Raw genomic sequence first — 23,799 nt, 5'->3', positions numbered from 1 at the left:
ATCTCCGGCGCTGCCCGGTCGTCGCAGAACGACCAGGAGTGACGCGTGTCTTCTTTCCTCACCCCGGATTCCGCATCCCAGGATTCCCCTTCTCCCGATTCCGCTTCTCCGGATGCCGCTTCTCCGGACCCCGCCTTCTCCGTGCGCGGTACGGATCTGCTCACCGAACGGCTGCTGCTGCGGACATGGTCCGACGATGAGCTCGCCGCCGTCCTCGGCGATGTGCGGCAGCCCCACTGGGCGGCGGACTTCCCCGCCGACGGGGACCGGATCATCGCCGGATACACCGCCGAACACCCGCAGGCCCGCGGCGGCTACGGCCAGCGGCAGATCATCGAGCGGGCGAGCGGCCTGGTGGTCGGCGCCATCGGGCTGTTCTGGCCGCCCGGCGAGGGCGCGGTCGAGTTCGGTTACGGCGTCGTGCCGTCCCGGCGCGGCCGCGGCTATGCGCCCGAGGCGGCCCGTGCCCTGGTGGCCTTCGCGCTCACCGCGCCGGGCGTGCACACGGTGTACGCGGATGTCGAGACGGCGAACCGGGCCTCCTGCCGAGTGCTGGAGAAGGCCGGTCTTGAGCGCTGGAGCGGCGACGACAAGCTGGCGCGGTTCCGTAGGACGGCGCCGGCCGGGTAAAGCGGTACCGGCCTCGTACCGCGTCCGTGGTACGAGGCCGGCGAACCCTACTCCCTGAGAGGGGCATGGGGGTCAGCCCGGGGTACGGCTCGTCCGCGGCAGGCCGTACCTAGGATTCCGGTATGGATCTCCGAGCGCTCAGACTCCGCGAAAGGCTGCGCGGCCGGCACGGGCGGCTGCGCGGCCGGCGTCTGTACGCCGCCGCGGCCGCGCTGGCCGTGCTGGCGGGAGGCGGCACCTGGGCGGCCGCTTCGCCGGAAGCGGCACCCGCCGTGCACCGCGAGGACCGGCGGCTGACGATGCCGGAGGAGCCCGGCGGCAAGAAGGAGGTGCGCATCGACACCTCCTTCTTCACCGCCCGGCAAGGTTCCGGCGGGCGGCGGCCTGCCGTGCTGCTCGGGCACGGCTTCGGCGGCAGCAAGGCCGATCTCCGCGCCCAGGCCGAGGAGCTGGCCCGCGACGGGTACGCCGTACTGACCTGGTCGGCGCGCGGTTTCGGCAGGTCCACGGGCCGGATCGGGCTGAACGACCCGGACGGTGAGGTCGCCGATGTCCGCCGGCTGATCGACTGGCTCGCCAAGCGGCCCGAGGTGCAGCTCGACAAGCCCGGCGACCCCCGGGTGGGGGTGGCCGGCGCCTCGTACGGCGGGGCGATCTCGCTGCTGGCGGCAGGCCACGACCGGCGCGTCGACGCCATCGCCCCACAGATCACGTACTGGAACCTGGCCGACGCCCTGTTCCCGCACGGTGTCTTCAAGAAGCTGTGGGCGGGAATCTTCTTCACCACCGGGTCGTCCGGCGCTCCGTCCGGCGCGCCCGGGGCTCCGCCCGGCCCGTCAGGTGCCCCGTCCGGCGGGCCCCGTGCCGCGCCGACCGTGTCCGGCGGCTGCGGGAAGTTCGAGCCGGCGCTGTGCCGGATGTACGAGCGGGTCGCGGTCAGCGGCACTCCGGACGCCGCGGCCCGCCGGCTGCTGGAGGACCGCAGTCCCTCCGCCGTCGGCGGCCGCATCAACGTGCCGACCCTGATCATGCAGGGGCAGACCGACTCGCTGTTCACCCTCGACCAGGCCGACGCCATGCAGAAGGCGATCCGTAAGAACGGGGCGCCGGTCGATGTGGACTGGATCTCGGGCGGCCATGACGGCGGGGACCGGGAGACGGCCCGCCTCCGGGCCCGTACGAAGGCGTGGTTCGACCGGTATCTGAAGGGCGACAAGGGCGCCGGCACCGGGCCGGGGTTCCGGGTCAGCCGCAGTGGCGGAGTGGACTCCACCGACGGCATGGTGCGGCTGCGCGGGGCGAGCGCGGACCGCTACCCCGGTCTGGACAACGCTCCGCGGAAGATCCGGCTGGCCGGGCCCGCCCAGACCTTCCGCAACCCGGCCGGCGCCGGACCGCCCGCGATCTCCGCGGTGCCCGGTGTGGGGGCGCTCGGCAACCTCTCCGCCCTCGGCAGCGGCGGACTCTCCCTGGACTTCCCCGGCCAGTACGCCCGTTTCGAGTCGGGGCCGCTGCCCGCCCCGGTCCGTCTCACCGGCAGCCCCACCGCCACGGTGCAGGTGCGGTCCGGCGCGCGGGACGCGGTGCTCTTCGCCAAGCTCTACGACGTCGCCCCGGACGGCCGCCGCCAGGTACTGCCCTCCCAGCTGGTCACGCCGTACCGCATCAAGGACGCCCATGACGGCCGCACCGTAAAGCTCCAACTGCCCGCCGTCGACCATGACTTCGCGGCCGGGCACCGGCTGCGGCTGGTGCTCTCCGCCACCGACCTCGGCTATGCCTCGCCGGCCGGGCCCACCAGCTACACCGTCTCCCTGAAGGGCGGCGGTGCCGTCAGCGTGCCCACCGCGCCCGAGGTGCGCAGCGCGGCCACCCCGCTGCCCGCCTGGACCTGGGCGCTGCCGGCCGGGGCCGCGGTGGTGGCCGCGCTGCTGCTGTTCACCGCCCGCCGCAGGGCCGCGGCGCCGGCCCCCGATCCGGCGCTCGCCGACGTCCCGTTGCAGATCAGCGCGCTGAGCAAGCGGTACGCCGGGTCCGTGGACCGGTACGCGGTACGGGAGTTGTCCCTCCGCGTCGACAAGGGGCAGGTGCTCGGCCTGCTCGGGCCGAACGGCGCGGGCAAGACCACCACGCTGCGGATGCTGATGGGGCTGATCACTCCGGACGACGGGGAGATCAGGGTCTTCGGGCAGGCGATCCGGCCGGGCGCTCCGGTGCTGTCGCGGGTCGGTGCGTTCGTCGAGGGCGCCGGCTTCCTGCCGCATCTGTCCGGACGGGCCAATCTTGAGCTGTACTGGCAGGCCACCGGCCGGCCCGCCGCCGACGCGCATCTCGACGAGGCGCTGGAGATCGCCGGCCTCGGCGATGCGTTGCAACGCGCGGTCCGCACCTACTCCCAGGGCATGCGCCAGCGTCTCGCCATAGCCCAGGCCATGCTGGGGCTGCCGGATCTGCTGATTCTGGACGAGCCGACGAATGGGCTGGATCCGCCGCAGATCCGCGAGATGCGGGACGTGATGATCCGTTACGCGGCTGCCGGACGCACCGTCATCGTCTCCAGCCATCTGCTGTCCGAGGTCGAACAGAGCTGTACGCATCTGGTCGTCATGGACCGCGGACGGCTCGTCCAGGCCGGACCGGTCGCCGAGATCACCGGGTCCGGCGAGACCCTGCTGGTGGGCGTCGCCGAGCCGGTGGACGACGCCGTCGTGGAGAAGGTGGATGCCTTGCCGGGCGTCGCCTCCGCGGTCCGCGCCGAGGGCGGCCTGCTCGTCCGGCTGGGCGGCGCCACGACCACCCAACTCCTGACCGAACTCCTCCGGTTGGAGGTCGCGGTGGACCGTATCGGCCCGCACCGTGGTCTGGAGGACGCCTTCCTCACCCTGATCGGAGGTGACGCACGATGAGCGCGACCGCCACCGAGCGGGCACCCGGCTACCGCCCGGGCCGTACCCTCCCGCTGCGGGTGGAGGCCAGGCGGCAGCTCAGGCGCCGCCGCACCCTGGTCATCGCCGCGCTGCTGACGCTGCTGCCGTTCGTGCTGGTGGCGGCGTTCGCGATCGGTGGCGACCCGAGCGGCCGCAGCAACGGCCGGATCACCCTGATGGACGGGGCCACCGCGTCCGGCGCCAACTTCACCGCCACGGTGCTGTTCGTCTCCGCGGGCTTTCTGCTGGTCGTGCCGGTGGCGCTGTTCTGCGGCGACACGGTCGCCTCGGAGGCGAGCTGGTCCTCGCTGCGCTATCTGCTGGCCGCCCCGGTCCCACGGGCCCGGCTGCTGCTGAGCAAGCTCACCGTCGCGCTGCTGTTCAGCGCCGCCGCGATGCTGCTGCTGCCGCTGGTCGCGCTGGCCGTCGGCTCGGCCGCGTACGGCTGGGGGCCGCTGCAACTGCCCACCGGGGGCGCGCTGTCGGCGGGTGAGGCGGTGTCCCGGCTGGCGGTCGTGGCCGGCTATGTCTTCGTCAGCCAGCTGGTCACCGCGGCGCTCGCCTTCTGGCTGTCGACGGTGACCGATGCACCGCTGGGTGCGGTCGGCGGCGCGGTCGGTCTGACCATCATCGGCAATGTCCTCGACCAGGTCACCGCCCTCGGCGACTGGCGGGATGTGCTGCCCGCGCACTGGCAGTACTCCTGGGTGGATGCGTTGCAGCCGCGGTTGGAGTGGGCCGGGATGATCCAGGGCTCGGCGGTCTCGGTGTCGTATGCGCTGGTGCTGGTCGCGCTGGCGTTCCGGGGGTTCGCGCGCAAGGACGTGGTGTCGTGACGGCGGCGTGCGGGGGACGGCGGGGTGCGGGGCGGGCCGGGGCCGGCCGCCGTGGTCGGACGGCCGGCCGCGGCTGTCAGGCGGTCGGCCCCTGCATGTGTGCGCTGACCCAGCGCATCGTGCCCTCGCCCAGGCCCTTCACATAGGTCGCCCCGCTGTGTGTGCCGCCCGGGATGATCTGCAGCCGGGTGTGCACCGGCCCGTGCCCGTACTGGGCGAGGAACCTGCGTACCTTCGGCAGCACCGTGTGCTCCTGGGAGCCGTCCTGGAAGGCGAGGTAGACCGGCGGTCCGCCGCGTGCGATCAGCCGGCGGGCCAGCACCTCGGGGTTGTTCTCGCGCTTCTGTGCGGGGTGGCCGTTCCACAGCGGTGAATCGGGCACGATGTCCGGCCCGTTGGGTATCGCCACCTTGAACGTCTGGGGGTTCTGGAGCACGTTCTTCAGCGCCGCGAAGCCACCGGACGAGGAGCCCATCATCGCCCAGGCGTCGCGGGTCTTGAGGGTGCGGAAGTTCTGCCGTACGAGATCGGGCACGTCCTGGCTGAGCCAGGTGCCGATCTTCGGCTGGCCGGGTATGTCGCTGCCGTCGTAGTACTGCTTGTCGTTGGGGTTGAGCACCGGCATGACGACGATGAACGGCAGGCTGGTGCCGTCCTTGGACCACTGGGCGAGGTTCTCCGCCAGCTCGAAGCGAGAGCCGGCCCAGTAGTTGCGCGGATAGCCGTAGGACCCGGGCAGCGCCACCATCACCGGGAAGCCCTTGTTCGCGTTCCGCCGCTCGTAGTACTCCGGCGGCGCCCACACCCACACCTTCCCGGTGAAGCCCGACTTCGGGCCGTGCAGGGTGGTCACGCCGATCGGGGTGTCGCCGCCGGCCCCGCCGACCCGGCGCTCCTCCGTGAAGCTGATCGGCCGGGTGGGCCACCGCACCAGGGAGTGCTTCCCCGGTGGCGTGGCGTGCAGCGCGGCGCCCGTCTTGGGTCCGCCGAACCGTATGGGGGAGGCCTGGGTGGCGCCGGTGCCGCAGCCGGCCGTGGTGACGAGAACGGTGAGGGTGATCAACGCGATCACCGGACGGAACAGGGCTGTGCGCACGGGGCCTTCTCCTTGCCGAACATGCCGGGGCGGGCCCGGCCGGCCAGGAGCTGTCCCGGCCGCTCTGCAAGAGGGCGCCGGCGCCGGCCGCGGTTTCCGCTGGCGGGTGTCGGCTTGGTCGCACCACCGCCCGGAATCCGGGCGTCCCCTTGGTGACCTGCGACGTTTCACGCGCGCCGGATGCCGGTTTTACCAGGATTTTCCCGGTGGACGGTGCGGCGGCCGGGTGGCCCACACCGCGTCCCGGCCCTTCCGGAACTCCCGCCTCCGGCCCGTATCCTCTCGCTATGACCTGGTCGCGAGCGCTGAAGGAAGCCGCCCGCTCGGGGCTGACGATCGAGCGGACCAAGCTCACCCCGCTGATCGCCGTCCGCGGCTCGGTGGGCGTCGCGATCGTCATCGGGCTGTGCCTGTGGCGCGGCGATGCGACCCTCGCGGTCTCCTCCGCCTTCGGCGCGTTCGCCTCCGGCCTCGTCACCTTCCAGCGCAGCATGCGGCCGCGCCCGGTCCTCGCGCTCGCCGTCGCCGGCGCGCTGGCGGTCTCCACCTTCCTCGGCTATCTGGCCGCCGCCCATACCGTCGCGTTCGTCCTGCTGCTCGCCGGCTGGACCTTCCTGGCCGGTATGGCCTGGGCGATCGGCCCGGTCTCCGGACTGGCCGGCACCCAGACCGTGGCGATCATGCTGGTCACCGTCACCCTGCCGACGTCCGTCCTCGGGGCGCTGGAGCACGCCGCCCTGATCTTCTTCGGCGGACTCGTCCAGGCCACCCTCATCGTGGTCTTCCCGGTCCGCCCCTGGGGCGTCCAGCGCGATGCGCTCGCCGACGCGCTGGCCGCCGAGGCGGACTACGCCCGGCGGCTGCGGCAGGACCCGGTCGCCCCGTTCGACCCCGCGCCCCTGATGGACGCCCGGCTCGCCTCCACCGTGACCCCGCGTCAGGCCAGGCGTCGCCCCGTCCAGCTGCACGGCCCCCGCGGCCTCGCCGAACGCGTCCGGCCGGTCCTCGCCTCCCTGGCCGACCCGGTCGTCGGCGCTCCCCTGGAGGGCCCCGAACGCGACCGCGCCCGGGAGCTGCTGGCCGCCGCGGCCACCGTCCTGGACGCCGTCGCGCACGCCGTACGGCACGCCAAGCCGGTACGGCTGCCCCCTGAGGCGATGGCCACCCTCGAAGTCCCGGCGACCGGCCCGATGCTGAAGGGCGCCGCCCGCCGCGCCGCCTACCGGCTGATCTCCCTGCTCGCCGACGCGGTCGAGCTCACCGACGAGCCGGTCCAGGCCACCCGCCCGACCACCGAGGCGGAACGGGGGCAGGGCGGGCGGGAAGAAGGCAGCCATCTGCTGCGCCCCAGCGTCCCCAGGCTGGTGCCGGTCGCGCTGCGCGCCCTGCACCGCGAGGCCCGCTGGTCCTCCCACATCTTCCGGCACGCGCTGCGGGTCACCGCGGTCGCCGCGGCCGGCTATCTGCTGGGCACCGCGCTGCCGTTCGGCCACGGCTACTGGGCGCCGCTCGCCTCCGTCATGGTGATGCGCCCCGACTTCGCGCAGACCTACTCGCGGGGCGTGGCCCGTTTCAGCGGCACGCTCGTCGGCGTCGCCGTCGGGGGCGGCCTGATGGCCCTGGCGCACCCCGGCGCGTACGTCAGCGCCGCGCTCGCCGTGGTGTGCGTGGGGCTGATGTATCTGCTGATGCGCACCGGCTTCTCGGTGACCTCGGCCTGTGTCACCGCGTACGTCGTCTTTCTGCTCGGCATCGCCGGCGAGGGCTGGCAGCAGACCGTCCAGGAGCGCATCGTGCTCACCCTCGTCGGCGGGCTGCTGGCGATGCTGTCGTACGCGCTGTTCCCCGCCTGGGAGACGCCCCGGCTGCGCGACCGCCTCGCCGAGTGGCTGGAGGCCAACGGGCGCTACGCACTGGCCGTCCACGACCGCTACGCCCGTCCCGCCGAGGGCCGCCCCCGGCAGGTCCGCGAGGCCCTGCTGGATGCCCGTGCCGCCCGTGCGGCCTGGGAGGAGAGCGAGGCCCGGGCGGAGAAGGAACCGGTACGCCACCGCGGCCTCTCACCGGGGTCGGCGAAGGCCGCCGGGGCCGCGCTCGCCACGATGGGGCGGGTGACGATGATCCTGGAGGCGCACCTTCCCGACAAGGACGCCGAACCCTCCGCCGGGGCGGCCGCGTTCGCCGCCGAGCTGCGCCCCTCTCTGGAGCGTGCCGCGCACGCCGTACGCGAACGGGGCGTCCTGGAGTGGAGTGCGCTGCGCGCCGCATGGGAGCGGTGGGACGCCGAGGCCGGGAGCCAGGGCGTTGCGCTGCGCGCCGCCGACCTGCTGCTGGACGCCCTCGACGAGCTGGCCGAGGCGCTGTCCAGGGAGCCGGGGGACGGGTGACCGCCCGGCGCCGGGAACCATCCGACGCCGCCAGTAGTCTTAGTAATTGCCCGCAATGAGCCCCATTGATGGTCAATGGGGTTGTTCTGTGGTGCAACGCCCCGGAAATCCGCCATCCCAGCAACCACGGAAACACCAGCACCCCCGCCCCCCGCCCCGTCCCCTCGTCGAGAGAGCACACGAACTCCCCATGGCGTCCAGCACTTCGTCCGGTACGTACGACATAGGCATCGACCTCGGCACCGCCAACACCCTGGTGTACGCCCGCGGCAAGGGCGTGGTGCTGAACGAGCCGTCCGTCGTCGCCGTCAACGCCAACGGCGAGGTCATCGCCGTGGGTCTGGAGGCCAAACGGACCATCGGCCGCACGCCGTCCGGGATCACCGCGATGCGTCCCCTCCAGGAGGGCGTGATCGCCGACTTCGACGCCGCCGAGCAGATGCTGCGCGCCCTGATGAAGAAGGCCGTCCCCAGCCGCCGTTTCTCCCGGCCGCGGGTGGTGATCTGCGTGCCTTCCGGTGTCACCGGCGTCGAACGGCGCGCGGTCATCGACTCCGCCCGGGGCGCCGGGGCCCGTGAAGTGCACCTGATAGAAGAGCCGATGGCCGCCGCGATCGGTGCCGGTCTCCCGGTGGACGAGCCGGTCGGCTGCATGGTGGTGGACATCGGCGGCGGCACCACCGAGGTCGCCGTCGTCTCCATGGGCGGCCTGGTCACGGCGACGTCCGTACGGGTCGCGGGCGATGCCCTGGATGCCGCCATCACCACGTACGTCAAGAAGAAGCACTCCCTGGCCATCGGGGAGCGCACCGCCGAGGACATCAAGATCGCCATCGGGTCGGCGGCCTGGACCCCGGTCGACGTCGACGAGGAGGGCGAACCGGAGCGCCGCACCGCCTACACCGTCCGCGGCCGTGACCACGTCAGCGGTCTGCCGCGGGTCCAGGAGATCACCGAGGAGGAGGTCCGCGAGGCGCTGGCCGAACCGGTCGAGGCGATCGTCGGCGCCGTCCACCGCACCCTCGACGCCTGCCCCCCGGAGCTGTCCGGCGACATCATCGAGCGAGGTATCGCGCTGACCGGCGGCGGCGCCCTGCTGCGCGGCCTGGACCGGCGGCTGCGGCAGGAGATGGGCGTCCCCGTGATGATCGCCGACCAGCCCCTGGACTGCGTGGTCAACGGCACCGCCAAGTGCGTCGACGAATTCGCCACGCTGCACGGGCTGCTGACGGGGGCGAAGGAACAGCCGAGGAAGACGGTCCGGCTGTAGGGGTGCCCCCGGGGGCAGGGGGCGCGAGGGCCGGGACACGGGCAACCGGGAGGAGCGGGGCGCACCGGCCGGTGCGGTTTGCCGGACCGGCAAAAAACCTCGCGCGGGCGTGCGATCGCGCACCATGATCCGGGAGACAGGTCCAGCGGCCGCGAGGGCCGCAGCCCGTGGCCGTTACCGAGGAGGATGCATGTCGTCGCCCGCCAAGACGCCGCCTGCCCAGCCCACTTCGCCGCCCGGCCCAGGACCGGTACCCCACGGCTCCACGCCGCTGCCGGACGCGGTCCACCGCACGGTGGAGGTCCCCGGGGGCCGCATCCACCTGGTCGAGCAGGGCTCCGGCCCCCTCGTCCTCATGGTCCACGGCTTCCCCGAGTCCTGGTACTCGTGGCGCCATCAGCTCCCCGCGCTCGCCGCCGCCGGCTATCGGGCGGTCGCCATCGACGTACGCGGCTACGGGCGCTCGTCGAAACCACGGGACATCCCTGCCTACCGGATGCTGGCCCATGTCGCCGACAACGTCGGCGTACTGCGTGCCCTCGGGGAGGAGACCGCCGTCCTCGTGGGCCATGACTGGGGCTCACCGATCGCCGCCCACACGGCGCTGCTGCGGCCCGATCTCTTCACCGCCGTGGCGCTGCTGAGCGTCCCGTATGCACCCCGGGGCGCGGTCCGGCCCACCGAGGCCTTCGCGGCGCTCGGCGGCGCCGAGGAGTTCTACATCTCCTACTTCCAGGAGCCGGGCCGGGCCGAGGCGGAGATCGAGCCCGACGTCCGCGGCTGGCTCGCGGGCTTCTACGCCGGCCTCTCCGGCGACGCCCCGTCACCGGCCGGCCAGGAAGGCTTCCCGCTCTTCTCGGTCCCCCGGGGCGGCCGGCTCTCCGACCGCTTCACCGACGGTGCCGCCCCCTCGGCCTGGCTCACCGAGGCGGATCTCGACTTCTACGCGGGCGAGTTCGAGCGGACCGGCCTGACCGGCGGACTCAACCGCTACCGCAACGTCGACCGGGACTGGGAGGACCTCGCCGCCTGGCACGGAGCCCCGCTCACCCAGCCGGCTCTCTTCATCGGCGGGGAACGCGACGCCCCCACCCACTGGATGGCCGAGGCCATCAAGGCCTTCCCGGTCACCCTCCCCGCCCTGTCCGCCTCCCACATCCTCGACGGCTGCGGCCACTGGGTTCAGCAGGAACGCCCTGAGGAGGTCAACGCCCTGCTCCTCAACTGGCTGGGGTCGCTGAAGGCCTGACCCGCACGGCGCCCCGCGCCGCCTCACCTGTCCGTACGGGTGCCCATATAGGCCTCCAGTCCGTCCAGGATCCGCTCCAGGCCGAACTCCCACGCCTGATTGCGTGCGCCCTCTTCCGCCTCGGCGGAGGCCAAGGCCGCGGCGACCGCCGGGAAGCGGTCGCCGCGGGTGGCCAGCAGCTCGTTCAGCGCCGTGCTCATGGCCTGCTCGGGGTCCTTCGTGCGCCCGCCGCCCGGCCCCATCGAGGCCGCCACCTGGGCGATGCCCCGGATGTGGCCGCTCACCACGACCACGGCATCGAGCTGTTCCGCGCCGCTCAGCCCGGTGTCCGCGAGGGCGGCCACCGCCCGCTCCGTCCAGCCGAGTTCATGCGGCCCCATGACCCGGGGGCCGACCATGGCGTCCAGCAGCCAGGGGTGCTGCGCGTACACCGCCGCAAGGGCCGCGGCCCAGGAGCGCACCGCGTCCCGCCATCCGCCGGCATCGCGTCCCGGGGGGCCGGCCGGCCGGGGCGGGCGCGGCGGCTCCCCCATCGCCGCGTCGATCATCAGCGCGACCAGCTCGCTCTTGCCCGGCACATAGCGGTACAGGGACATCTTGGTGAAGTCCAGCTCGCCCGCGACCCGTTGCATGGAGACCGCCGCGAGCCCGCCGGCATCGGCGAGGGCGATGGCGGTCTGCGTGATCCGCTCCAGGCTCAACGCCGGCTTGGGGCCCCGGCCGGGCCGCTCGCGCCCGCCCCACAGCAGCTCCACGCTGCCCGCCTGGTCCCCGAACACGCTGCGCTTCTCATCGTCTCCAGCCACCCTCGCATCCTAAAACTGTGTCCGGGGTACACAGAACAGTGTCCGTCGGATACAGTTTCTCTTGACCGACCTTTCCGCAGGACGACGAACAACGGGGGAGTGTGCGATGACGCACGGGAACACGCAGCGACACCACGGGACCGGCCGCAGCACGGGGCACAACGGGACCGCGTACGGCGGGCCGGGGCGCACCAGGCCGTACGAAGTCCTCATCTCGGGCGCCAGCGTGGCCGGCCCGGCGCTGGCCTACTGGCTCCGCCGCTACGGCCACCGGGTGACGGTCGTCGAGATGGCCCCGGCCCTGCGCGGCGGCGGCTTCGCGGTCGACTTCCGCGGGGCCGCACACCGTACGGTCCTGGAACACATGGGCGTCCTGGAGGCCATCGAGGCACACGCCACCGGCGGCGTCGCACCCATGAGTTTCATCGATGCCGGGGGCCGCGAACTGTCCGCCATGCCACCGGAGTTCACCGCCGGTGAGGTGGAGATCTTGCGCTCCGACCTCTCCCGGGTCCTCTACGAACACAGTCTGGCCCCGGCCGGTGACGGCCCCGCCCCCGAGTACCTCTTCGGCGACTCCCTCACCTCCCTGACCGAAACCGCCGACGGCGTACAGGCCACCTTCGAGCGGAGCGCGCCGCGCACCTTCGATCTGGCCGTCGGCGCCGACGGCCTGCACTCCATGGTCCGCCGGCTGGCCTTCGGCCCGGAGTCCGACTTCGTCAGCCACCTCGGTTACTACGTCGCGGCCTGGGACCTGCCCGAGTCCTCCGGCGACCTCGCCGCCCGCCCCGTCGGTTACGGCGAACCGGGCCGGCTCGCCACCGTCGGCCGTATCCCGCGCCGCGCGGCCGATCCGGGGTACGCCGGCGAGGCCTTCTGCGTCTTCGCCTCCGCCACCGAACTCCGCTACGACCGACGGAACCTCCACTCCCAGAAGCAGGCGATAGCCCAGGCCTACGAAGGGGCCGCCTGGCGCACACCCGAACTCATCAAGACCCTCTGGGACGCCGACGACCTCTACTTCGACGCCATCAGCCGCGTCGATGTCCCGCACTGGTCCACGGGCCGCACGGTCCTCCTCGGCGACGCCGCCTACGGCGCCACCCTCGGCGGCATGGGCACCGGCTCGGCCCTCATCGGCGCCTACGTCCTCGCCGGCGAACTGGCCCTGGCCGGGGAAGACCACCAGGCCGCCTTCGCCCGCTACGAACAGAAACTCCGCCCCTACGTCACCACATGCCAGCAAGGAGGCCGCGGCGCAGGCGAATTCCTCGCCCCCCTCACCCCACAGGCCCTGGACGCCCGCAACGCCCTCCTGAACGACCCGGCCGCCGTCACCGCCGTGCTGCAACAGGGCCACGACATCTCCGCAGCCATCACACTGAACGACTACCCGTCACCGGCCCACGCCGCGCGCTCCTAGCGGGCGGGCTGGCCCTGCACCTGGGGCCGGCTCCCGCCCGGCCTGGCTCTGGTCTCGGCCAGAGCCCCGGCCCCGCCATGGGCGTACCGCATAGGTGGTACTCGGCCGTTCAGTCCGAGGGTTTCCGTGAACTGAGCGCCGACGAGCGTGTCCACTTCTCCGTGGAGCAGGCGGAACAGGACCAGTTCCACTGGCGGTCGGTATGCGTCTGGCCCGATGCCACGCCGCCGCTCGCGGGCTGCGGTGACGCCGGCAACGCACCGGGCCACCCCTCCGCCCTGGACAGCGGTGAAGAACGCCGCCTGCTGGCTCGGCGGCGCGGTCCGGCGTCCCGGCGCGCGGCCGGGGGCGCCGGACGCGCATCATGGACAGGAGGCATAGATCGCGGCGTGGCCCGCCTGGTGAGTACGGCCGGGTGCCGACTGCGGCCGGAGATGTCGACGATCCGCCTTAGGAGTGGCGATGCGACTTTCCTTTCTCGAACCTCTCTGCAAAGAAGCCGGGCCGTTCGCCTCGGTGTACCTGGACACTTCGCGCGACGGCGCCATCGAGGACCCGGACGCCGCGATCGCGCTGCGCTGGCGCCATCTGCGAGAGGCCCTGATATCCGAGGGCGCGGATCCGGAATCCGTGGCCGCCGTCGCGGGCACGGTGGGTAACGATACGGATGTGCCCGGTACGCACGGACAGGCCCTGTTCACCGCGCACGGAAAATTGATCTTGCAGGGTGAGCTGCCCGCCCCGCCCGTCCAGGACACGGCCCACTTCGGGACGCTGCCCGACACCATGCCGCTCATCGTTCAGCATGCGCCCGAGATTCCGTACCTGGCTGTGCGTATCCAGTACGCGGGGCGGCACTCCACCGACGCGCTCGGCACCGTCCATATCGACGCCGAGGCAGGCACATGGCCGTTGACCAAGGTCGCGCCCGGGGAACGCTTGCACGAAGACGTTCCCGTGACCGAATGGCCACACGCGGCCGGGCGGCTGGGCCGTCGGCTGGAGGCGCAAGCGCGGCGGCTCGATGCCGAACTCCTGGTGCTCGCGGGAGACGTATGGGCACGGGGGATCCTGGCCCGCCGGCTCCCCAAGCCGCTGCGCAGGCTGACCACCACCGTCGACAGAAGCGCCGCGCCACAGCCGGGGCGTGCCGTGCTCGAGGATCAACTCGACCGCCTGCTCAGCGGACGGATGGCCGCACATGACCGCGAACTCCTGGAGGCCTTCCTCGCCCAGCGGGCACACGACGGAGCATCCGCCGAAGGGCTGGGGGCCGCCGTGTCGGCACTGCAACGCGGCCAGGTCAGAGCCCTCTTCCTCAACAACCACCCGGAGTCGCCCCTGCGGCTGTGGGTCGGTCCGGAGCCCAGCCAGCTCGCCCTCACGGAGAACGAGCTGCGCTCCTACGGCATAAGGACCGTCCGTGAGGAGCGGGCCGACGCGGCCCTGACCCGCGCCCTGGTGGGAACCGGAGCGGAATTCGTCCTGGTACCCGAGCAGCAACTGCGGCTTCACGAGGGGGTGGGCGTGCTCCTGCGCTACCTCGATCCCGCACAGCCGACCTGAAGCGGACGGCCGGCCGGTCAACGGGAGCGGCCGGGGCGGCCGCTACCGAGCCCGGGCCGGGAGGTGAGGCCAGTGACGTGGCGGCTGCGGCTGACACTGCTGGGGATCGGAGCGATGAACTCGCCGCGCTTCGCGCCGGCCGGGCTCCTGGTGCGCTACCGCCGTGACCGGGTCGCATTCGACGGTGGGCCCGGCGCCGAGCCGCCGCAGCGCCTGGACGCCTGGCTGGTGACCGACGAACGGGCCGAGCTTCGTTCGGCGCTGCGCCGGATGGCGGCGGACCGTGGTGTCGTGCCCCGCATGACGGATTGCGAGCTCGGTGAGATGCGGATCAGTGCCTGTCCGGTGGCACACACCTCGCATCCGACCTGCGGGTACCTCATAGAGGCCGGCGGTGTGACGGCCGTGTGGGCGCCGGAGTTCTGGGAGTTCCCGGCCTGGGCACAGGGCGCGGACCTGATGTTCGCGGAAGCGTCCGGCTGGAATCGGCGGATCCGCTTCCGGGGCGGGGTCGGCGGCCACCTCGACGCGCTGGAGGTCGGCCGCGAGGCGGCAGGGCACGGCGTGCGGCGCCTGGTCTACGCACATATCGGTCGCCCGTGCCTGCGCGCGATGGACGCGGGGTTGCGGCCCGCGTGGGGCGAGTGGGGCCGCGAGGGCCGGACGTACACGCTGACATCGGAGCCCGTGACGCCGGCTGCCCGATCACGGGACAGTGGCCCCGGCTTTCACCGGGGCCACGGTCAACATCCAGAGCCTGCGCAGCGGATCACTGCGTCAGGGCACTGAGGGGAACTGAGGGGCACTGACGGGGACTGAGGTGCCCCGGGCGATGGTCAGTCGCAGCAGTCGGGCTTGCAGCGTTCGACCGTGACGTCGTCGATGACCGGTCCGGTCGCGCTGTGGAGAGTGGTGCTGGCGAACGTCAGAGTCGTGGCCGGGCCGGTGGCCACGAAGGTGACCTGACGCCTCACATAGCCCATCTTCGCCTTCGTCTTCCCGGTGACGTTGAAGGAGAAGTTCTGGATGTTCTGGCCGTCGATGAGCACCTTGCCCCTCTTCAGGGCCGGGACGCCGCCCAGTTCGGGGTTGCCGGCGAGCGAGTACGTCACCGTGTACCTGACGCCGGGCTTCGTGGTGAAGGTCTGGGACGCGGCCCCCGCGTCACTGCCGTTGAGGTCCAGGGACTGGTCTCCCTCGGCCGCCTGCCAGTAGCCGGCGCCGATCAGGTCGACGGTCCCGCGGGTGACTCTCCAGGGGCCGAAGGACTGCCCCGCCGCGAATTCGTCGAAGGTGTTCGGCTTCACCTGGGGGGTTTCGAAGCTGCCGTCGTCGAAGCGGCTGACCGCGGCGGCGGATGTGGTGGCCGGACCGCTCGCCCGGCCGCTGGTGTCTGCGGGGGCAGCCGTCGCGGTGGCCGCCCCGGCAAGAAGGAGGGTCGCTGTGGTGACTGCGGTGAGGTAGGTGCGTAAGGCCGGCATGGTGTCCTCTCGGGTCATCGGTTCGAAGTGATCTGATGTGAAGGGATCTGATGCGAAGTGGTCTGAGGTGTCCTGACGGCCGGCTGTCTGAGCAGCGCGTAGCCGGGTCAGGGCAGTTGGGTGTGCTCGGGCGTCGCTTGTCCTGGGCCGGTCTCAGTCGTCGTCGCAGGACGCGCAGCAGTGGGACGTGCAGCGTTCGACCGTGACGTCGTCGATGACGGCGCCGCTGGCGGTGTTGGGAGTGGTCGTGCCGGCGAACGTCAGGGTCGTGGACGCACCGGTGCCCACGAAGGTCACCTGACGCCTCACATAGCCCATGTTCCGGTAGGTCTTGCCGGTCGTGTCGAAGGAGAAGTCCTGGACGTTCTGCCCGTCGATGAGGACCTTGCCCGTCTTGAGGGTCGGGCCCTCGGGGTGGGGGTTGCCGGCGAGCGAGTACGTCACCGTGTACCTGGCCCCGGGCTTTGTGGTGAAGGTCTGGGACACCGCGCCCCCTTCGGTGCCGCTGAGGTCCACGGACTGGTCGCCCTCGGCGGCTTGCCAGTATCCGGCGCCCTTCACGTCGACCGACCCCCTGGTGACCTTCCACGGGCCGATGAACTGCCCTGCCGTGAAGGTGTGGAACGAATTCGGCGCAACCTTGGGGGTTTCGAAGCTGCCGTCGTCGAAGTGACTGACGGCGGCAGATGGCGCGGCCGGGCCGCTCGCCCGGCCACCGGTGTCTGCCGGGGCGGCCGTCGCGGTGGCCGCCCCGGCAAGAAGGAGGACCGTCGCGGAGAAGGCGGTGACGGAAGTACCTATGGCCCGCATGATGTCCTTTCGGTAGTTGTCGTGAAGCAATGGCGTGAGATGTCACAGGCAGCTTCATCAAGGGCTGCCGATTGGTTCGCTGGAGAAGTGATTTCCGGCGTTCGCCCGCTGGGGGCAAAGCCATTCTGGCGACGCGTCATGAGCGCCGGAAAGGCCATTGTGGGCAGCAGTTCGGGAACTCGCCGGCACCCAATGGGGAGGATTTCCCCGGTAAGGAGATTTCGCTTTCCGGGTGCTTAACAAAAACGTGCCGCAGCGCGCTCAGGCAGGGCAAGAGGAGGTGAATGTGTACGTCAATTCCGCAGACCCTTGCGCACCGGACGTGCGCTGTGACGGCCGCTGGCAGCGGCAGCGCGACGGGGAACCTCGCTTGCCCAGGAGCGCAGTGGGGGGAGACCGACGAAGGTCCCGAAGAGCAGTGCCGCTGCTGTGGCCGCGAGTACGCCCGGCACCATCTCGTAGACACCGGTCCGGAACGGGCCGAGCAGAGGGTCGATGTGCTTCCACACGCCGACCGTGAGCGCACCCGTGACGATGCCGGCCGTCGCCCCTGCCTTGGTCATGCGCGGCCAGTAGAGCGAGAGCAGCAGCACCGGGCCGAAGGCCGCACCGAAGCCGGCCCAGGCATGGGCGACGATGTCCAGCACGGTGCCGCCGTCGAGCGCGATCACGTAGGCGACCAGCGCAACTGCGACCAGCGCCGCATGTGCCACCGTCACCAATGTCGCGTCCGAGGCCCGGCGGTTGCGGAGCGCACGGAAGAAGTCCTCGGTGAGGGAGGTTGCCGTCACCAGCAACTGACTGTCCGCGGTCGATTTGATCGCCGCCAGCACCGCCACGAACAGCACGCCGGCGAACCAGGGGTTGACCGACTGCTTGACCAGTTCGATGAAGACCATCTCCCGGTCGACCGGATGGTGGAGCGCCGCGATACCGAGGAGCCCCACGAGGCTCGCCCCGGTCAGGGAGAGGACGACCCAGCTCACCGCGATACGCCGGGCGACCGGAATGTCGTGCGTACTGCGAATGGCCATGAAGCGGGCCAGGATATGCGGCTGCCCGAAATAGCCGAGTCCCCAGGCGAGCAGGGAACTCACCGCGATGAAGCCCAGGGGCTCGCCCGTGCCCCACCGGCCGTCGGAGAAATCGGCCTTCGCCCATATGTCGAGCAGTGCCGGGCTCTTCTCGTCGATCGCATGGCGCAGCGCGCAGAGGCCGTCGAGGTGCCCGAGGATGACGAGGGGGAGGACGCACGCCGCGAAGAGCATCAGGGTGCCCTGCACCACATGAGTCGTGCACACGGCGCGGAATCCGCCGAGGAGGGAGTAGAGGACCATCACCCCGGCGATGACGGTGAGGCCGAATGCGAAGTTGACGCCGAAAATCTGATGGAACAGCAGGCCGCCCGCCACGAATCCGCTCGCTACGTAGAGGGTGAAGAACACGACGGTGACGGTCGCCGAGAGTATGCGAAGAATCCCGCTGTGGTCTTCGAATCGTTCTTCGAGATATGCGGAAAGGGTCACCGCGTTGTTGGCGCGTTCGGTGTAGGTGCGCAGCCGCGGTGCCATGAACCGCCAGTTGAGGTACGTGCCGATGATGAGGCCGACGACGACCCACATGGCGCCGACACCTTCTGCATACACGGCACCTGGAAGGACGAGGAACAGCCAGCCCGACATATCGCTGGCTTCTGCCGACAAGGCGGTGACCAGGGAGTTGAGCCGTCGGCCGCCGAGCACGAATTCAGGGAAGCTATCGGTCTCCCAGTAGGCCCAGATCCCGATAATGATCATCACGATGATGAAGATCCCGAACACCATCATTGCTGGTGCGACGGTCTGTGGCTCCACCCAATTCTCCCTCGGCGCAAAGCAAACAAGGCTGACCGCGACCGTCTTCGACCGCGGTGATTCTCGGCCGCGGTGGCGGATCCCCGGCCCCGTGCTACGCAACTGCGCTGTCTGTCCTGGTCGTTGATGCCGTGGCCGCCCCGTCCCGCTCCGGTTGGCAGTGGGGCCGAAGCGGGACGGGACGGCTGTTGGGGCCCGCTCGACGGCGAAGAGCGGGCCGTGCCGTCCCCCGGGGGAAAGGAGAGGACGGCGTCTGGGGCCGGGCGCCCGTGGCCATGTGTCGTACGGCCGTGCCGGGCTCCCGGCAGTCGGTGGCGAAACGCTCGGATCCGGCGAACCGCTCGGATCCGGCGGCGAACGGCCCGGATACCGGTGGCGAACCGCTCGGATCCGGCGGGGCAGCGGTCGAGCCGCCTGGTCTCAGGGCCCGCGGGTCTCAGGGGCCGCGGACCTCAAGGACCTCGGATCTCAAGGACCGTAAATCTCAAGGACTTCGGAACGGTGCGACCGCGCCCTCGATGGCCGTACGCAGCGCCCGGACGTCGGTGATCAGCCGGCCGTCGGTGGGACGGATCCGCCAGTGCGGCCCCGGCCCTTCGACGCGATGCGGCGGCGGCACGACGAGGTGCTGGGTCACGCTGAGCGGACGGGTCTCCGGGACGTCCCACCCGGTTGTCGACCCCTCACGGACGAACCAGTAGACGGCGGGCTCGCCCGGGTCCTCGATCACGGCACCGCTGCGGGCCCCCAGGCTCGCCAGCGCACGTATGCCGACGCCCCGGGGCACACGGACCGCGTCCCAGTCGACGCCCGCGGCCTGTAACTCGCAGCCCCCGATGGTGGGCAGAGCGGATGGTCTGTATGTGTCGGTGTGCATGGGTAGCGGCTCCTCACCGTCTCCGTCGCGCAGGACCGATATCCGGACCGGTTCGTCGTTCTCCCACAGCCGATGGCTTGTGACAGCGCGGAATTGCCGACGTGTTCGCGTCCGGTTCCCGCCGGGCGGGGGAGCGGTCACGAGTTCCCCGCCCCATGCCCGGCGCCGCCCGACCGGCCGGTCTCCCTCCCGCCCACAGCCAGGATCCGGCCGCGTCGGGCGGGCCATGGGCGGGCGCGTCGGCGACGGCGGAGGAGAAGTGGTCGCCTTCTCCTCCGCGGTCACCGGCCGCATCGACCGCCCGTCACATGGTCAGCGTCCGGAACGCCCCTCCGCAGCCGTAATACGGGCGGATTTTGGGGTGGTTGAGCCGCACGATAGGGCACCCGCCGGCCGGCCACCGGCTGGACGCGGTGCCGCGGTCGCCGTACGGCAGCGTCGCGGCCGCGCCAGTGCCGGTACAGGTGCCGTTGAGCGGGTTCCTGCGGCCGCACCGGAAAAATCTTGGAGTTCTGCCGTCATAGCTGCGCCCCGGACGTCTCTGTGTAGGTGTGGACACGAACTGTGAAGCGCAGCAGGAAAAGGTGAAGGATGCCGACGTACGAGCGCCTGACGCGCCCTTGCCCAGGGGCCACCTCGCCGAGGACGCGGGCGGCCACCGCGCCAACGGCCCGGAGACGGACGAGCTGTCCACGGCTGACGTCGGGCTGCGGCTGCTGCGGGTCGCCCTCCGCCTGATCCACGACGCGGACGGCGGCCACGAGGGCACCAGCCAGGAACTCTCCCGCTTGGCTTCGTCCCTGGCCGACCTCGTACCCGGTGCCGTACGGAGCGGGCACCCCACGAGCGTCGGGGATGCCGCCGGGGATGCCGCCGGGCAGCTCGCGGTCCGCCGCCCCGACGCCGAGCGGCGCCGCGGCACCCGGTACGCCGCCTCGCCGGGCTCCACCGGCGCCTTGCCGGCCACCGCACCGAACGGCCCGTTCGGCCGAGGGCATGCGCTGCCGCCCTCCACGCACACCGACGAGCGGAGCCCCCGGGTGGCGATCAGATGCTTCGGCGGCTTCCGGATGACCGTGGGTGACCGGGTGATCGACTGGACGAGGGTCCGCCCCCGCGCCCGCGCCGCCATGAGGCTGCTCACCATGCGGGCGGGCCGGCCCGTGCACCGCGAGGCCCTCATCGAGGCTCTCTGGCCGGGCATGCCCGCCAAGTCGGCCACGGCCAGTCTCCAGGTGGCCGTCTCCACTCTGCGGAGTCTTCTGGAACCTGACCGGGACCGCGGCAAACCACGACTGCTGGTCCGCGTCGGTGACGCGTACCTGCTCAGCCTGCCTTCCGACGCCTACCTCGACACCCTCGCGTTCCAGACCGCGCTGACCCGGGGCAGGCAGGCCAAGGCAACCGGGGACACCGCCTCGGCCGTGCAGGGCTTACGGGACGCACTCGCCCAGTACCACGGTGAGCTGCTCCCCGAGGACGGCCCCGCCGAATGGCTGCAACAGGACCGCGAGTTCTACCGGCGTCAGGCCGCCGACGCCGCCGTGGAACTCGCCGCCGCCGAACTCCAGGCCGGCAATGTGCAGGAGGCCGTGGCCGCGGCCCAGAAGTGTCTCGCCATCGACCGCTTTCACGACACCGGGTGGCACCTGTTGCTGCGGGCCTACCACCGCATCGGCGCACCCGCCGCCGCCGAGCAGGCCCGACGGCGGTACCTCGCCACGCTCGCCGCACTCGGCCTCGATGCCGACGAACCGGCTGCCGACGTCGCCCAGAACTTCGCGCCGGCCGTGCCCACCTGGCCGAGACGCGGTGACGGGCCCGCCGCCCGCGCGGCCGGACGGCTCAGTGTCGCGGCGGGCGCGCCACGACCTTGATGTCGTCGACGGCCGGCCCGCAGGGGCTGTTCGGATCGCTGGTACTGGCCAGCCGCAGGGTGGTCCGGCGACCGGTCGCGGTGAAGCGTACGGTCTCCGGCCGCCACCCCATCGCGGCGGGCGAATGCCCGGTGGTGTCGAAGGAGAAGTCCTTCGAGACTCCGGCGACCTGGACGGTCAGGGACATCACGGCGGCCCCGTGCATGGGGTTGCCGGCCAGGGCGAAGCTCACCGTGTACTGCTGACCAGGCTTGGTGGCGAAGCTTTGGCTGATCGCTCCGTTTGCGGCGGGCGGATCGCCGTTCAGGTCGAGTGCCTGTGTGCCGCTCGCCGGCCGCCACTCCTTGGTACCGGTGAGGCTCACGGAGTTCTCGACCCGCCATCCCCCGATGAACTGGCCCGTGCCGTAGCGGACGTTGGAGGCCTCACCCACGGACGGCGACTCGAAGGCGCCGCCGCTCAGCCGGGGGTCGGGAACGGGGGCGGGGCGGCCCGAGGGGGCGTGGGACGGACCGTCGGACGGACCGTCGGACGGGGCTTCGGACGGGTCGTCGGAGGGCGGTTCGGTGACGCGGTCCGTGGGGTCGCCCGCGGTCGGATCCGGACCTGGCCCCACGCCGCGGTCGCCCGGCGGCGACTCCCGCCATAAGGGAGGCGTCGGGCGGGACGGGACGGGCCCCGGCGAGGCGGACGCCGGCGGGGACGGCGGGGTCGAACGGGGCCCGGTGAGCGGGGCCCTGCCCGCGGCGCGGGAACGTGAGGCGGGGTCCTCGGGCAGCAGGAGCGTGCCGGCCGCCCCCAGCGCGACAACGACGGCGGCCAGCGCGGTCACGGCCACCGCGGCCTGCGAGGAAGCACGGCCGCCCGCCACGCCCATGCCGAGCCCGGTGTGGTCGTTCGGCGCGGTCGGCTCCGCCGCACCGTCCGCCGGCGCGTCAGCTGATCCGTCCGCCGCCGCATCCGCTGATCCGTCCGCCGGCGAGGCGAAGTACCCGGCGAAGAGCGGCCCCAGGAGCAGCGGGGCCAGGACGCCGCGCAGACGACCGGAGATCTCCCGCAGCTCGGGCAGCAACGCCGTACAGCGGTCGCACTCGGCGAGGTGAGCCTCGACGCTTCCCCGGGCCCGCCCGCTGAGCGAACCGCGGACATAGGCGGCCAGCTTTGCCGCGCACCGGCGGCACTCCCGCTCCAGCTTCTCCGCGGACAGATGCGCCTGGAGATACTCCTTGCGCAGTCCCTCACGGGCGCGGACGGCCAGCGCGGCGACCCCGTTGGCCGACAACCCGAGGTGCACCGCCACCTGAGCCGGGCTCTCCCCTTCCACCGTGGTGTGCCACAGGACGGCCTGCCACCGCTCAGGCAGCGCCGCGAACGCCCGTGCCACCAGCGACACTTCCAGATCCGCCAGCACCGGGTCCTCGAACGGGACCAGCGGCGCCACACTCTCCAGCTCCGGCGTGGGGACATCCCGCTTCGCCCTCGCCGCCCTCCTGGCCGCGATCCGGCGCACCGTCGTCAGCACGTACGGCCGGAACGCCTCCCGCGGGCCACCACCGGCCCGTACCGCGCTGAGCACCTGGGTGAACCCCTCGGACGCGATGTCCTCCGCATCCGCCGGGGTCGATGCGTAGAGCCCGGCCAGCCGGCGAGCCGATTCCACATGACGTTTGTAGAGGACACCGAAGGCGGCCTCGTCCCCCGCCCGGGCACGCACGATGAGTTCGGCGTCGCCCTGCTCGCCCCGCGCACCGGGCCCCCGCTCCGCGAACTCGCCCGGCTCCCGACCCTGCTCCGGCTTCCCCGCCATCGCCACCCACACTCCGCACCCGACCGGACGCGCCTCCCGGCCGCTTCTTGCACGGGTCCCGGCAGCGGGAAGCGTTTGTCCGAGAGACCCTAGACGCGCCGCCCGACGATGTTCGGGTGTTCCGCGAAATGCGCCCCATAGGGCAACGCGCCGTCCGCCGCCCGACCGGTCAACCTCCGCCTCAAATCAGGCCGTTGCGCGTCGCGTACGCCACGGCATGACACCGGTTGCGCAGCTGAAAGCGGTTCTGGAAGTCGTGGAGGACCTGCTTCACCGTCCGTGCGGAGTAGGCGACCGCGGCCGCGATCTCCTCGGTGTCGAACCCCTCGGCGGCCAGCCGCAGCACCTGGACCTCCCGCTCCGTAAGGTTGTTGACGTCCAGACCGCGTGGCCCCAGCACATGCCGCTGCACCCGGCCGACCTGGTCGAGCAGCCGGCCCAACAGGTCCGGAGGCACGGTTCCCTCTCCCGCCGCGGCCGACTTCAGCACCGTCACCAGCCGTTCCGGTGTGGCATCCCTGCGGCGGACCACGCCCATCACCCCTGCCTCGACCACCGGCACCAGATCGGACTCGGCGATCTCCGGGGTGACCAGCACCAGCCGGGCCTCGCTCATCTGGGCAGCGACCGACCGCAGGACCGGCGGGGTTTCCTCGGTCACCGCACCGGTCACCACCACGGCCACCCGCGCCTCGTCCATCTCGTCGGCTCCGACCACCCGCACCTCTGGCCGCGGTCTGAGCTCCGCGGTCACTCCGAGCTGTGAGATCGGATCGTCCGCGCGGATACACACGGGAATGCGGTCCATCCATGCTCCTCGACAGGCACAGGACGCCGTCGGTCATGCGGCGTCTCGGAGGGCAAGCATCCTCGTCGCGCTGGGCGTCCACTGAACACGGAC

Annotated in this window: 18 protein-coding genes; 10 read left to right on the top strand and 8 right to left on the bottom strand. The window is 71.9% G+C overall.

From position 1 onward, the window contains the following. Positions 1 to 141 precede the first annotated feature (141 nt). The 3 genes from ACZ55A_RS05225 (at position 142) to ACZ55A_RS05215 (ending at position 4,393) form a co-directional block, all read left to right on the top strand. The gene (locus ACZ55A_RS05225; RefSeq protein WP_468834697.1) at positions 142 to 630 is read left to right on the top strand and encodes a GNAT family N-acetyltransferase; all 489 of its coding nucleotides are present in this window, start codon (positions 142 to 144) and stop codon (positions 628 to 630) included. A gap of 122 nt (positions 631 to 752) precedes the next feature. Beyond that, positions 753 to 3,536 carry an alpha/beta fold hydrolase gene (locus ACZ55A_RS05220; RefSeq protein ID WP_468833884.1) on the top strand — a complete coding sequence of 928 codons (2,784 nt, stop codon included), beginning with the start codon at positions 753 to 755 and terminating at the stop codon, positions 3,534 to 3,536. Next, entirely contained in the window at positions 3,533 to 4,393 is an 861-nt protein-coding gene (locus ACZ55A_RS05215) for an ABC transporter permease (protein WP_468833878.1), read from the top strand. The genes ACZ55A_RS05220 and ACZ55A_RS05215 overlap by 4 nt, the downstream gene beginning before the upstream one ends. 76 nt (positions 4,394 to 4,469) lie before the next feature. On the opposite strand, the gene ACZ55A_RS05210 is transcribed toward ACZ55A_RS05215, so the two are convergent. Then, complete coding sequence (locus ACZ55A_RS05210; protein ID WP_468833872.1) at positions 4,470 to 5,489, bottom strand: alpha/beta hydrolase; 1,020 nt, start codon at positions 5,487 to 5,489, stop codon at positions 4,470 to 4,472. Between the two features lie 287 nt (positions 5,490 to 5,776). Between ACZ55A_RS05210 and ACZ55A_RS05205 the strand changes: the two genes are divergently transcribed. The 3 genes from ACZ55A_RS05205 (at position 5,777) to ACZ55A_RS05195 (ending at position 10,395) form a co-directional block, all read left to right on the top strand. Continuing rightward, positions 5,777 to 7,876: an FUSC family protein gene (locus ACZ55A_RS05205; protein WP_468833867.1), complete on the top strand. Its 2,100-nt coding sequence runs from the start codon at positions 5,777 to 5,779 to the stop codon at positions 7,874 to 7,876. A 190-nt stretch (positions 7,877 to 8,066) separates the two neighbouring features. Continuing rightward, complete coding sequence (gene mreB, locus ACZ55A_RS05200; RefSeq protein WP_468833861.1) at positions 8,067 to 9,146, top strand: rod shape-determining protein MreB; 1,080 nt, start codon at positions 8,067 to 8,069, stop codon at positions 9,144 to 9,146. Between the two features lie 190 nt (positions 9,147 to 9,336). After that, positions 9,337 to 10,395, top strand: a complete 1,059-nt coding sequence (locus ACZ55A_RS05195; protein ID WP_468833853.1) for an alpha/beta fold hydrolase — start codon at positions 9,337 to 9,339, stop codon at positions 10,393 to 10,395. A 23-nt stretch (positions 10,396 to 10,418) separates the two neighbouring features. Here ACZ55A_RS05195 and ACZ55A_RS05190 read toward each other — a convergent pair whose 3' ends face one another. Beyond that, positions 10,419 to 11,201, bottom strand: a complete 783-nt coding sequence (locus tag ACZ55A_RS05190; RefSeq protein ID WP_468833849.1) for a TetR/AcrR family transcriptional regulator — start codon at positions 11,199 to 11,201, stop codon at positions 10,419 to 10,421. A gap of 106 nt (positions 11,202 to 11,307) precedes the next feature. Between ACZ55A_RS05190 and ACZ55A_RS05185 the strand changes: the two genes are divergently transcribed. From ACZ55A_RS05185 to ACZ55A_RS05175, 3 genes are all read left to right on the top strand, one after another. Next, entirely contained in the window at positions 11,308 to 12,627 is a 1,320-nt protein-coding gene (locus tag ACZ55A_RS05185) for an FAD-dependent monooxygenase (RefSeq protein ID WP_468833842.1), read from the top strand. 462 nt (positions 12,628 to 13,089) lie between these two features. Continuing rightward, positions 13,090 to 14,193 (top strand): baeRF2 domain-containing protein, encoded by a 1,104-nt coding sequence (locus ACZ55A_RS05180; protein WP_468833839.1) that lies wholly within the window; start codon positions 13,090 to 13,092, stop codon positions 14,191 to 14,193. Positions 14,194 to 14,265: 72 nt separating this feature from the next. Then, the gene (locus ACZ55A_RS05175; RefSeq protein WP_468833835.1) at positions 14,266 to 14,982 is read left to right on the top strand and encodes an MBL fold metallo-hydrolase; all 717 of its coding nucleotides are present in this window, start codon (positions 14,266 to 14,268) and stop codon (positions 14,980 to 14,982) included. A 47-nt stretch (positions 14,983 to 15,029) separates the two neighbouring features. Here ACZ55A_RS05175 and ACZ55A_RS05170 read toward each other — a convergent pair whose 3' ends face one another. The 4 genes from ACZ55A_RS05170 to ACZ55A_RS05155 all read right to left on the bottom strand — a co-directional run bounded on the left by ACZ55A_RS05170 (position 15,030) and on the right by ACZ55A_RS05155 (position 19,214). Next, on the bottom strand, positions 15,030 to 15,674 hold the full coding sequence (locus tag ACZ55A_RS05170; protein WP_468834694.1) for a choice-of-anchor C family protein: 645 nt from the start codon (positions 15,672 to 15,674) through the stop codon (positions 15,030 to 15,032). Positions 15,675 to 15,827: 153 nt separating this feature from the next. Continuing rightward, a complete protein-coding gene (locus ACZ55A_RS05165; protein ID WP_468833831.1) occupies positions 15,828 to 16,484 on the bottom strand; it encodes a choice-of-anchor C family protein in 657 nt (218 codons plus the stop codon). Between the two features lie 293 nt (positions 16,485 to 16,777). Further along, positions 16,778 to 18,337 (bottom strand): sodium/proline symporter PutP, encoded by a 1,560-nt coding sequence (gene putP, locus ACZ55A_RS05160; RefSeq protein WP_468833827.1) that lies wholly within the window; start codon positions 18,335 to 18,337, stop codon positions 16,778 to 16,780. Between the two features lie 484 nt (positions 18,338 to 18,821). After that, positions 18,822 to 19,214, bottom strand: a complete 393-nt coding sequence (locus ACZ55A_RS05155) for a hypothetical protein (protein WP_468833821.1) — start codon at positions 19,212 to 19,214, stop codon at positions 18,822 to 18,824. A gap of 551 nt (positions 19,215 to 19,765) precedes the next feature. Between ACZ55A_RS05155 and ACZ55A_RS05150 the strand changes: the two genes are divergently transcribed. Continuing rightward, the gene (locus ACZ55A_RS05150) at positions 19,766 to 21,091 is read left to right on the top strand and encodes an AfsR/SARP family transcriptional regulator (protein WP_468833814.1); all 1,326 of its coding nucleotides are present in this window, start codon (positions 19,766 to 19,768) and stop codon (positions 21,089 to 21,091) included. Here the strand turns inward: ACZ55A_RS05150 and ACZ55A_RS05145 are convergent. After that, positions 21,060 to 22,898 (bottom strand): choice-of-anchor C family protein, encoded by a 1,839-nt coding sequence (locus ACZ55A_RS05145; protein ID WP_468834692.1) that lies wholly within the window; start codon positions 22,896 to 22,898, stop codon positions 21,060 to 21,062. The two genes, ACZ55A_RS05150 and ACZ55A_RS05145, sit on opposite strands and share 32 nt — an antisense overlap. 181 nt (positions 22,899 to 23,079) lie before the next feature. Continuing rightward, a complete protein-coding gene (locus ACZ55A_RS05140) occupies positions 23,080 to 23,706 on the bottom strand; it encodes a response regulator transcription factor (RefSeq protein WP_468833809.1) in 627 nt (208 codons plus the stop codon). Between the last annotated feature and the right edge of the window lie 93 nt (positions 23,707 to 23,799).

Source organism: Streptomyces sp. NPDC034111, from assembly GCF_055575375.1.
The sequence above is the reverse complement of the archived record's forward strand: the minus strand, read 5'-3'. Positions and strand labels throughout refer to the sequence as shown.

Bases quoted from the DNA above. Each gene is read 5' to 3' on its own strand.
- ACZ55A_RS05220 (WP_468833884.1), top strand. From the start codon at position 753: ATGGATCTCCGAGCGCTCAGACTCCGCGAAAGGCTGCGCGGCCGGCAC.
- ACZ55A_RS05170 (WP_468834694.1), bottom strand. From the start codon at position 15,674: ATGCCGGCCTTACGCACCTACCTCACCGCAGTCACCACAGCGACCCTC.
- ACZ55A_RS05205 (WP_468833867.1), top strand. From the start codon at position 5,777: ATGACCTGGTCGCGAGCGCTGAAGGAAGCCGCCCGCTCGGGGCTGACG.
- ACZ55A_RS05165 (WP_468833831.1), bottom strand. From the start codon at position 16,484: ATGCGGGCCATAGGTACTTCCGTCACCGCCTTCTCCGCGACGGTCCTC.
- mreB (WP_468833861.1), top strand. From the start codon at position 8,067: ATGGCGTCCAGCACTTCGTCCGGTACGTACGACATAGGCATCGACCTC.
- ACZ55A_RS05195 (WP_468833853.1), top strand. From the start codon at position 9,337: ATGTCGTCGCCCGCCAAGACGCCGCCTGCCCAGCCCACTTCGCCGCCC.
- ACZ55A_RS05155 (WP_468833821.1), bottom strand. From the start codon at position 19,214: ATGCACACCGACACATACAGACCATCCGCTCTGCCCACCATCGGGGGC.
- ACZ55A_RS05185 (WP_468833842.1), top strand. From the start codon at position 11,308: ATGACGCACGGGAACACGCAGCGACACCACGGGACCGGCCGCAGCACG.
- ACZ55A_RS05215 (WP_468833878.1), top strand. From the start codon at position 3,533: ATGAGCGCGACCGCCACCGAGCGGGCACCCGGCTACCGCCCGGGCCGT.
- ACZ55A_RS05180 (WP_468833839.1), top strand. From the start codon at position 13,090: ATGCGACTTTCCTTTCTCGAACCTCTCTGCAAAGAAGCCGGGCCGTTC.
- ACZ55A_RS05140 (WP_468833809.1), bottom strand. From the start codon at position 23,706: ATGGACCGCATTCCCGTGTGTATCCGCGCGGACGATCCGATCTCACAG.
- ACZ55A_RS05145 (WP_468834692.1), bottom strand. From the start codon at position 22,898: ATGGCGGGGAAGCCGGAGCAGGGTCGGGAGCCGGGCGAGTTCGCGGAG.